Origin of the sequence: Blastomonas sp. UPD001 (assembly GCF_003426715.1) — a bacterium.
Classification (GTDB): Bacteria; Pseudomonadota; Alphaproteobacteria; order Sphingomonadales; family Sphingomonadaceae; genus Blastomonas.
Genome location: NZ_QKVT01000001.1, coordinates 2,820,261 through 2,828,718, shown reverse-complemented (window position 1 = coordinate 2,828,718; position 8,458 = coordinate 2,820,261). Strand labels below are relative to the sequence as shown.

General features: G+C 65.7%; 7 protein-coding genes and 1 pseudogene. 3 read left to right on the top strand and 5 right to left on the bottom strand.

All coding sequences use genetic code 11. From position 1 onward, the window contains the following. The 3 genes and pseudogenes from DM995_RS21920 to DM995_RS14335 all read right to left on the bottom strand — a co-directional run. Positions 1-210, bottom strand: a pseudogene (locus DM995_RS21920) (head GIN domain-containing protein); the annotation flags it as partial. Beyond that, positions 207-863, bottom strand: a complete 657-nt coding sequence (locus DM995_RS14340; RefSeq protein ID WP_353653366.1) for a class I SAM-dependent methyltransferase — start codon at positions 861-863, stop codon at positions 207-209. The gene DM995_RS14340 and the pseudogene DM995_RS21920, both read right to left, overlap by 4 nt. A gap of 101 nt (positions 864-964) precedes the next feature. Then, positions 965-1,711: a head GIN domain-containing protein gene (locus tag DM995_RS14335; RefSeq protein ID WP_116969854.1), complete on the bottom strand. Its 747-nt coding sequence runs from the start codon at positions 1,709-1,711 to the stop codon at positions 965-967. Between the two features lie 165 nt (positions 1,712-1,876). Between DM995_RS14335 and DM995_RS14330 the strand changes: the two genes are divergently transcribed. Then, a complete protein-coding gene (locus tag DM995_RS14330; protein WP_023838846.1) occupies positions 1,877-2,860 on the top strand; it encodes a substrate-binding domain-containing protein in 984 nt (327 codons plus the stop codon). A gap of 27 nt (positions 2,861-2,887) precedes the next feature. Here DM995_RS14330 and DM995_RS14325 read toward each other — a convergent pair whose 3' ends face one another. Further along, entirely contained in the window at positions 2,888-3,427 is a 540-nt protein-coding gene (locus DM995_RS14325; protein ID WP_023838845.1) for a winged helix-turn-helix transcriptional regulator, read from the bottom strand. Between the two features lie 162 nt (positions 3,428-3,589). On the opposite strand from DM995_RS14325, the gene DM995_RS14320 reads away from it, so the two are divergent. Together DM995_RS14320 and DM995_RS14315 are read left to right on the top strand one after the other, a co-directional pair. Then, positions 3,590-3,928 (top strand): DUF8200 family protein, encoded by a 339-nt coding sequence (locus DM995_RS14320; protein WP_023838844.1) that lies wholly within the window; start codon positions 3,590-3,592, stop codon positions 3,926-3,928. A 197-nt stretch (positions 3,929-4,125) separates the two neighbouring features. After that, a complete protein-coding gene (locus DM995_RS14315) occupies positions 4,126-6,219 on the top strand; it encodes a RelA/SpoT family protein (protein ID WP_116970485.1) in 2,094 nt (697 codons plus the stop codon). Positions 6,220-6,234: 15 nt separating this feature from the next. Here DM995_RS14315 and DM995_RS14310 read toward each other — a convergent pair. Continuing rightward, the coding region (locus tag DM995_RS14310; RefSeq protein ID WP_116969853.1) for an ATP-dependent helicase at positions 6,235-8,458 on the bottom strand (2,224 nt) is incomplete at its 5' end.

Here is an 8,458-nt window from a genome sequence, read left to right as displayed (position 1 = left end):
GCCGCCCTGGACCCTGAGCGACAGCGCCTCGAGCGCGCGCGGATCGCCGCTGGCGACGGCGAACGGGGACGCGCCCGACCGGATCTCGACCGCGACATCGCCCTCGATCCGCACCTTGTCGAAAGCCGAAAGGGTGAAGCGCTTGTCCGCCGCCTGGGCGGCTTCGGGCAGCAGCAGCGTCAGCGTCAGCGCGAACAACCGCCCGATCATGCGCGTGCCTCGCCCATTTCGATCCAGCCGAGGAAGCGCGGCGTCTTCGGCATGTAGCGGCTGTCGCAGCCGCTCAGCCGAAAGCCCTGGCCGGCAAAGGCGGCGCTCACCGGGCGCGTCAGGTGGCAGCCGCCCGCGATGCGCTTCCACGCCGGCTCGATCCTGCGCTGCCAGCGTGCGGGACCCGGATCGGGCGCGGCGCCATGTTCGAGAAACAGGATCGTGCCGCCGGGCGCCAGAACGCGGCGCATCTCGCGCAGCGCGGCGTTGGGATCGCGGACCGAGCACAGGGTGAAGGTGGTGAGCACGGTATCGAAGCTGCTATCTGCAAAGGGCAGGCTTTCGGCAAAGCCCGCGCGGAAATCGGCATCGAAGCCACGCGCCTTCGCCTTGCCGCACGCGGTATCGAGCAGCTGGGGCGAGGGATCGACCCCGGCCAGCGCGGTGACCCGCGCGCGGTCGTAATGATCGAGGTTGATGCCGCCGCCGCAGCCGAGTTCGAGCACCCGGCCCTGCGCGCGCGGCACGATTCGGCTGCGCGCCCTGGCGATCGCAGGCTGGCCGCAGCAGAAGGTGATCAGCCGCGGCATCACGTGGCGGTCCCAGAAACCGGGTTCGTCCGCCGCGCCGTCGGGATTGTCGTTGCTTGTCAATGCGCTCTCCCCCGCCCCGGGGGTCCCGGGAGCGGGGGAGAGTGTCTAGCATGGCTTGCCGCCATGCAACCGCTTTTGCGTCCGGTGTGCGCCTGCGGGGATCAGCCGCAGGTGATCGTGCCCGATCCCATCGAGCTGCTCTTGCACTTGGCCTTGCCCTTGATGGTGACATCGCCCGACCCCATCAGGCTGGCATCGACCGTGCCGTCCGAGGCCATGGTCACATCGCCCGATCCGGCAATCGAGATATCGACGGTGGGGCTGGTGAAGCGCTCGCCGAGCACGCTGCCCGATCCCGCGATCGAGATATCGGCATTGTCGGCGCTGCCCGCGAGCTTGAGCGAGCCGCTGCCCGCGATCGCGCCGTCGAGCTTCTTCGCGGTCAGCTGCGCGATATCGGCAGTGCCCGATCCGGCGACGCTCAGCTTGATCTCGTCGCCTTCCATCCGATCGATCTTCGCCGAACCCGATCCGGCCAGCACCAGCGCGCGCAGCGCGGGCGCGCTGACCTTGATATTGGCCTCGCCCGAATCGCCGAAGCTGAAGGTCGATTTCTTGCGGCGGATGCGCAGTTCGCCATCGCGGACACGGAATTGCAGCCTTTCCAGCGCCTTGTCATCGCCAGAGGCGCTGACCGCATGCTCGCCCTCGGTGGTGAAGGTGATGTTGTCCGGCCCGGCCAGCGTGATCCGGTCGAACGGCTCGCCCGACCATGTGGACGACCAGCCTTCATCCGAACCGCCCGATTCGTCCTCGATCAGCACCTCGGCACCGTCGACCATATTGCAGCCTGCGACCGCGATCGCGGCAGCAGCAGCGACCAGAGCGTGTTTCCAAGTGACGGCCATGACGATACTCCTTGCGTGTGTTGCTGTATTAATACAGAGGGAGTAGCGAAAACGCAAGCTGAAGCTGACAAGACGCTCGACGGTTCATCGCTAAGTGTCTAGAACCATTACCGGGGGGCGGCGCAGCATCTTTGGGGAAAGGCGCGTACCATCAGCAAGATCGGGATGCAGGAGCTCGCAGAGCTCGCTGGAGTGTCGGTGTCCACGGTATCGCGGGCACTGGCAGGCAAGACGATCATCAACGCCAAGACGCGCGAACGCGTGGTGGAACTGGCACGACTGCACGGTTTCAAGCCGAATCAGGTCGCGCAGAATCTCCGCCTGCGTCGCGCACAGGCGATCGGCGTGGTCATGCCGATGGGCCATGAGGTCGATCAGCACCCCTCCGACCCGTTTTTCATGACCATGCTCGGCTATCTCGCCGATGCGCTGACCGAGCGCAATTTCGACCTGCTGCTCTCGCGGGTCATCCCGTCCACCGATCACTGGCTCGACGATCTGCTCGATTCCGGGCGCGTCGATGGCGCGATCGTCATCGGCCAGTCGGACCAGATGGCGGTGCTCGAGGCGGCCGCCGAGCGCCATCGCGCGCTGATGGTCTGGGGTGCGCGGATCGAGGGGCAGCGGCATGTCACCGTGGGGTCGGACAATGTCCGCGGCGGGCTCATCGCCGGACGCCACCTGATCGAGCGCGGCAAGCGCAACCTCTTGTTCCTGGGCAACCCCAGCCCGCCCGAATTCGGCCAGCGCCAGCAGGGCTTTCTGCAGGCCTGTGCCGAGGCGGGCCTTTCGCACAGCGTGCACACGCTGCCGATCCATCTCACCTCCGAGGCCGCCTATAGCGCGGCCAGCGCGTTCCTCGACGACAATCCCGGCATCGACGGCATCTTCGCCTCGTCCGACGTGGTCGCGATGAGCGCGCTGCGGGCGCTGGCCGAACATGGCCTGTCGGTGCCGGGCGATGTCGCGGTGGTCGGCTATGACGACATCATGCTCGCCGCGCACACCACGCCGCCGCTCACCACCATCCGCCAGGACCTTCAGGCTGGTGCAAGGATGCTGGTCGACATGGTGTTCCGCCAGATCGATGGCGAGATCTGCGAACCGGTGCAGCTGGAGCCCGAGCTGATCGTCCGCGCGACCAGCTGAGGGCCGTCCGCAGGCGAACCGGCGCCGTCAGATGCTGGCGATGCGCTTCACGACGCCGTCGTGATCATTGTCGTCGCCATCGACGGCGTTCATGTCGGCCATGTCGATCCAGCACAGGTCGTGATGCGTCAGCACGCGGCCATCGTGCGCGCGGATCGAGATCGGCTGGATCGGCCGGCGATCGCGCTCATCGACCAGCACCGGGTTCGACGGCACCCCGCTTTCCCATTTCTCGCCCCATTGGCGCAGCGCGATCATCGTCGGAAGCAGGTCCAGCCCCTTGTCGGTGAGGCGATATTCGATCTTGCGCCGGTCATCGACGCAAGGCGCGCGCTTGAGGATACCGCTTTCGACCAGCCGGGTGAGCCGGTTGGACAGGATGTTGCGGGCAATGCCCAGTTCCTCGAGAAATTCCTCGAAATGGTGCAGCCCGTTGAACGAGGCGCGCAGGATCATGAACGACCAGCGCTCGCCCATCGTCTCCAGCGCCTGGGGCAGACTGCAACAGGCGGCAATCTCCGCCAGCGGTTCGCGCAGTTTGTTGGGGTTGCCGTGGGTCATGATCATCAAATCCAGTTTCAAGCCGCCATCTTATCGAAAAATGCGGCCTTGCCAATGAAAATTCAGTTTCTAGTTGCAACTCGAAACCTATTCGTATAGGTAGTGATTCGCAACCGAAATTGCACCCCCTGATTTCCTCCCCGGGAACACCGTTAGAAAGGACACGCCATGCCCCGCTTTTCCAAGACCCTCACCCAGATCGCCTTTGTCGCCGCCGCCTCGCTGTCGAGCATGGTGATGATGCAGGCGAGCACCGCGAGCGCCCAGGCCCCGGGCAGCAGCTATTTCACGGCGGAACTCGCCGCACCGGTCGAAAAGACCACCAAGATCATCCAGGGCGTGGTGTGGCAGTGCGAAGGCACCGTCTGCACCGGATCGAAGGCGACCTCGCGTCCGATCAACGCCTGCACGCGCCTCTCGCGCAAGATGGGTGACGTGACCGCGTTTACAACCCGCAACGAGGCGATGGGCGGCGAAGAGCTCGCCAGCTGCAACGCCAAGGGCTGATCGGCCCTGCCCCTTCCGGCCGGGTGACCAGGGCGTGCGATACTCCCACATCGCACCCCCTTGTCCCTGGCAAACCTCCCGCGCCTGTGCAGCCCCCCTGATGCCCTGGTCCCTTGCCCCGAGCGACCCCGACCAGGACCCGCTGCACAGGCGCGTTTTTCTGTTGCAATTGCTTGCAAAGCACCGACATTCAATGGGTGCTGAGACAATATGAACTGGTCGAGCGGGTCAAGGACTACGACCCCGATGCCGATGAGGCGCTGATCAATCGCGCCTATGTGTTTTCCGTGCAGAAGCATGGCAGCCAGAAGCGCGCCAGCGGCGACCCCTATTTCAGCCACCCGATCGAGGTGGCCGGCCTGATGACCGACCTGAAGATGGACGTCGAGACCATCATCACCGCGCTGCTGCACGACACGGTCGAGGACACGTTGACCACGATCGAGGAGGTCGAGCGCCTGTTCGGCCCCAAGGTCGCCGAGATGGTCGATGGCGTCACCAAGCTCTCCAAGATCGAGGCGCAGACCGAAAACGAGCGCGCGGCGGAGAATCTGCGCAAGTTCCTGCTCGCGATGTCGAACGACCTGCGCGTGCTGCTGGTCAAGCTGGCCGACCGGCTGCACAACATGCGCACGCTCAAGTTCATCGCCAGCGCCGACAAGCGCAAGCGCATCGCGCGCGAGACGATGGATATCTTCGCCCCGCTCGCCGAGCGCGTCGGCATGTACGAATATATGCGCGAGATGCAGATGCTGGCGTTCCGCGAGCTCGAGCCCGAAGCCTATGACACGATCTGCGGCCGGCTCGACCAGATCAAGGCGAGCGGCGAGAACCAGGTCGAGACGATCGCGGAATCGCTGCAGGCCGAACTCGCCGCGCATGGCCTGGCCGCCGAGATCAGTGGCCGCGAAAAGCACCCCTATTCGATCTGGCGCAAGATGGCCGAACGGCACGTGTCGTTCGAGCAGATGACCGACATCATTGCCTTTCGCGTCATCGTCGACAGCATCGACGACTGCTATGCCGCATTGGGTCATATCCACCGCAAGTGGAAGATGATCCCCGGCCGGTTCAAGGACTATATCTCGACGCCCAAGCGCAACGGCTATCGCTCGTTGCACACTGCGATCATCCATGGCCAGTCGATGCGCGTCGAGATCCAGATCCGCACGCACGAGATGCACCGGCAGAGCGAATTCGGCCTGGCCGCGCACTGGGCGTACAAGCAGGGCGGCACCCGCCCCGACGGCCAGGCGGGCTGGATCCGCGATCTGATCGAGATTCTCGACACCGCGCAGGATGCCGACGAGCTGCTCGAGCACACCCGCATGGCAATGTACCAGGACCGGATCTTCGCCTTCACCCCCAAGGGCGCGCTGCATCAGTTGCCCAAGGGCGCGACCGCGATCGACTTTGCCTATGCGGTACACACCAATCTGGGCAACAAGGCGGTGGGCGTGCTGATCAACGGGCGCAACGTTCCATTGCGCACCCCGCTCGCCAATGGCGATATCGTCGAGATCCTGAAATCCGAAGGCCAGGAGCCGCAGACCAGCTGGCTCGGCTTCGTCACCACCGGCAAGGCGCGCGCGGCGATCCGCCGCTATGTCCGCGACAAGGAGCGCGACGAGACCATCGCGATGGGCCGGGTGATCTTCGACGAGATTGCCGATCGCCTGCCGGTCAAGATCGGCAAGAAGGCGCTGAAACAGGCGCTCGAGCGGCTGGGGATGGACGACGAGAACGATCTGATGCTCGCCATCGGCAAAAACCAGATCAAGGATGTCGCGCTGATGGATGCGCTCGTCCCCGGCAGCAGCAGCGAGCAGGCCGCGCTGCGCGAATTCCCGCGCCAGGACCGCGCGATCTCGATCCAGGGGCTGACCCCGGGCGTCGCCTTCCAGCTCGCCGAATGCTGCCATCCGGTGCCGGGCGACCGGATCGTCGGGCTGCGCCGCCAGGGCCAGCATATCGAGGTGCACACCATCGATTGCCTCAATCTGGTCAGCGGGGTCGATGCCGACTGGATCGACCTGTCATGGGGCGGCGATTCGGATGGCGCGACCGCGCGCATCCGCGCGATCCTGTACAACCGGCCGGGCACGCTCGCCGACATGGCGGGCATTTTCAGCCATCACAAGGCGAACATCGTCAACCTCAAGCTCACCAACCGCGACCAGCCGTTCCACACCTATGAATCGGACCTGGAAGTGCACGATGTCGGCCACCTGATGCAGATCATCATGGCGCTGCGCGCATCGGAATCGGTGGCGCGGGCCGAACGTATCTGACCCGCGATACCGGCCTCAAGCGAGGCTGACGAAGCTGTCGATCACGCGCTTGCGCCCCGAATTCTCGAAGTCGATCTCCAGCTTGTTGCCTTCCTTCTCGGCGACAAGCCCGTAACCGAATTTCTGGTGGAAGACGCGCGTGCCGATCTCGACATCGTTGCGCCCCGCGTTTCCTAAGCTGATGGCGCTCGACCGCGCTTCGGCGACGCGTTGCGGCGTCGCATTGAAGCCGCCGGGCACCTGCGCCGCGCGTTGCCAGCCGGGGCCGCGCCGCGCCGCGCGCTCGGGATCGCGCGCCAGATGCGCGAACGGATCGTCGCGTTCGGAAAGGCCTGCGCGCCACAGCGACGCCCCGCCGGTCAGCGAGCTTTCCTCCTCGACATGCTCAGCTGGCAGCTCGCCGATGAAACGCGACGGGATCGAGCTGGTCCACTGGCCATAGATGCGCCGGTTCGCCGCGTGGAGGATCGTGCAGCTCGCCCGCGCGCGCGTGATCGCGACATAGGCGAGGCGGCGTTCCTCCTCGAGGCTCGCCATGCCGCCCTCGTCGAGCGCGCGCTGCGAGGGGAAGACGCCTTCTTCCCATCCCGCCAGGAAGACATGCTCGAATTCCAGCCCCTTGGCGCCGTGGATGGTCATCATCGTGACCTTGGCCTCGTCGGCCGCGGCCTCGTTGTCCATCACGAGGCTCACATGCTCGAGGAAATCGCCCAGAGTCTCATATTCCTCCATCGCGCGCGCGAGTTCGGACAGGTTTTCCAGCCGGCCCGAGGCCTCGACCGAGCGTTCGGCCTGCAGCACCTGGGTATAGCCCGATTCGTCGAGAATCTGCCGCGCCAGGTCCGCCGGGTTCATCGTGGCGAGCAGGTCGCGCCAGCGCGCGATGCCGCGCATCAGCGCGGTCAGCGCGGTGCGCGCGCGCGCGGGCAATTCATCGCTGTCCAGGATCTGGAACGCGGCGGCGCTGAGTGGCAGCCCGGTCGCGCGCGCGAGCCGGTGCACCTTTTCGAGCGCCTTGTCGCCCAGGCCGCGCTTGGGGGTGTTGAAGATCCGCTCGAACGCCAGGTCATCGGCCGGCTGGTTGACGACGCGCAGATAGGCGAGCGCATCGCGGATTTCGGCGCGCTCGTAGAAGCGGAAGCCGCCGATGATGCGATAGGGCATGCCGATCGCGATGAACCGGTCCTCGAACTCGCGCGTCTGGAACTGCGCGCGCACCAGAATCGCGGTCCGGTCGAGGCTGATCCCGCGCCGCGACAGGCTTTCGAGCTCCTCGCCGATTCGCCGGGCCTCCTCGGGCCCGTCCCAGACGCCGAGCACGCGCACCTTCTCGCCCGCATCGACCTCGGTCCACAGCGTCTTGCCGAGCCGGTCGCTGTTCGACGCGATCAGCCCCGAGGCCGCGCCCAGGATATGCGGGGTGGAGCGGTAGTTCTGCTCGAGCCGGATGATCCGCGCACCGGGAAAATCCTTCTCGAAGCGCAGGATATTGGCGACCTCCGCGCCGCGCCACGAATAGATCGACTGGTCGTCATCGCCGACGCAGCAGATGTTCTTGCGCGCCTGGGCGAGCAGCCGCAGCCAGAGATACTGGCTGGAATTGGTGTCCTGATATTCGTCGACCAGGATATATTTGAATTTCTGCTGATACTGCTCGAGCACCGCGCGGTCGGTGCGCAGCAGCGTCAGCATGTGCAGCAGCAGATCGCCGAAATCGCACGCGTTGAGCGCCTTCAGCCGGTCCTGATAGGCGGTGTAGAGCTCCTGCCCGCGACCGTTGGCGTAGAGCTCGCTCTCGGCGGCATCAAGCTCGTGCGGGTTCAGCCCCTTGTTCTTCCAGCGGTCGATGCACCCGGCGAGCTGGCGCGCGGGCCAGCGCTTGTCGTCGATATCCGCCGCCTGGATCAGCTGCTTGAGCAAGCGCAGCTGGTCGTCGGTATCGATGATGGTGAAGTTCGATTGCAGCCCGACCAGCTCGGCATGGCGGCGCAGCATCTTCGCGCCGATCGAATGAAAGGTGCCGAGCCAGGGCATGCCCTCGACCGCCTCGCCGATGATCCGCCCGACGCGCTCGCGCATCTCGCGCGCAGCCTTGTTGGTGAAGGTGACCGCGAGGATCTCCGACGGCCAGGCGCGCCGCGTCGCGATCAGATGCGCCAGCCGCGCGGTCAGCGCCGCGGTCTTGCCCGTGCCTGCGCCCGCCAGCACCAGCACCGGGCCGTCCGAGGACAGCACCGCC

Bases quoted from the DNA above. Each gene is read 5' to 3' on its own strand.
- DM995_RS14335 (WP_116969854.1), bottom strand. From the start codon at position 1,711: ATGGCCGTCACTTGGAAACACGCTCTGGTCGCTGCTGCTGCCGCGATC.
- DM995_RS14330 (WP_023838846.1), top strand. From the start codon at position 1,877: ATGCAGGAGCTCGCAGAGCTCGCTGGAGTGTCGGTGTCCACGGTATCG.
- DM995_RS14325 (WP_023838845.1), bottom strand. From the start codon at position 3,427: ATGATCATGACCCACGGCAACCCCAACAAACTGCGCGAACCGCTGGCG.
- DM995_RS14320 (WP_023838844.1), top strand. From the start codon at position 3,590: ATGCCCCGCTTTTCCAAGACCCTCACCCAGATCGCCTTTGTCGCCGCC.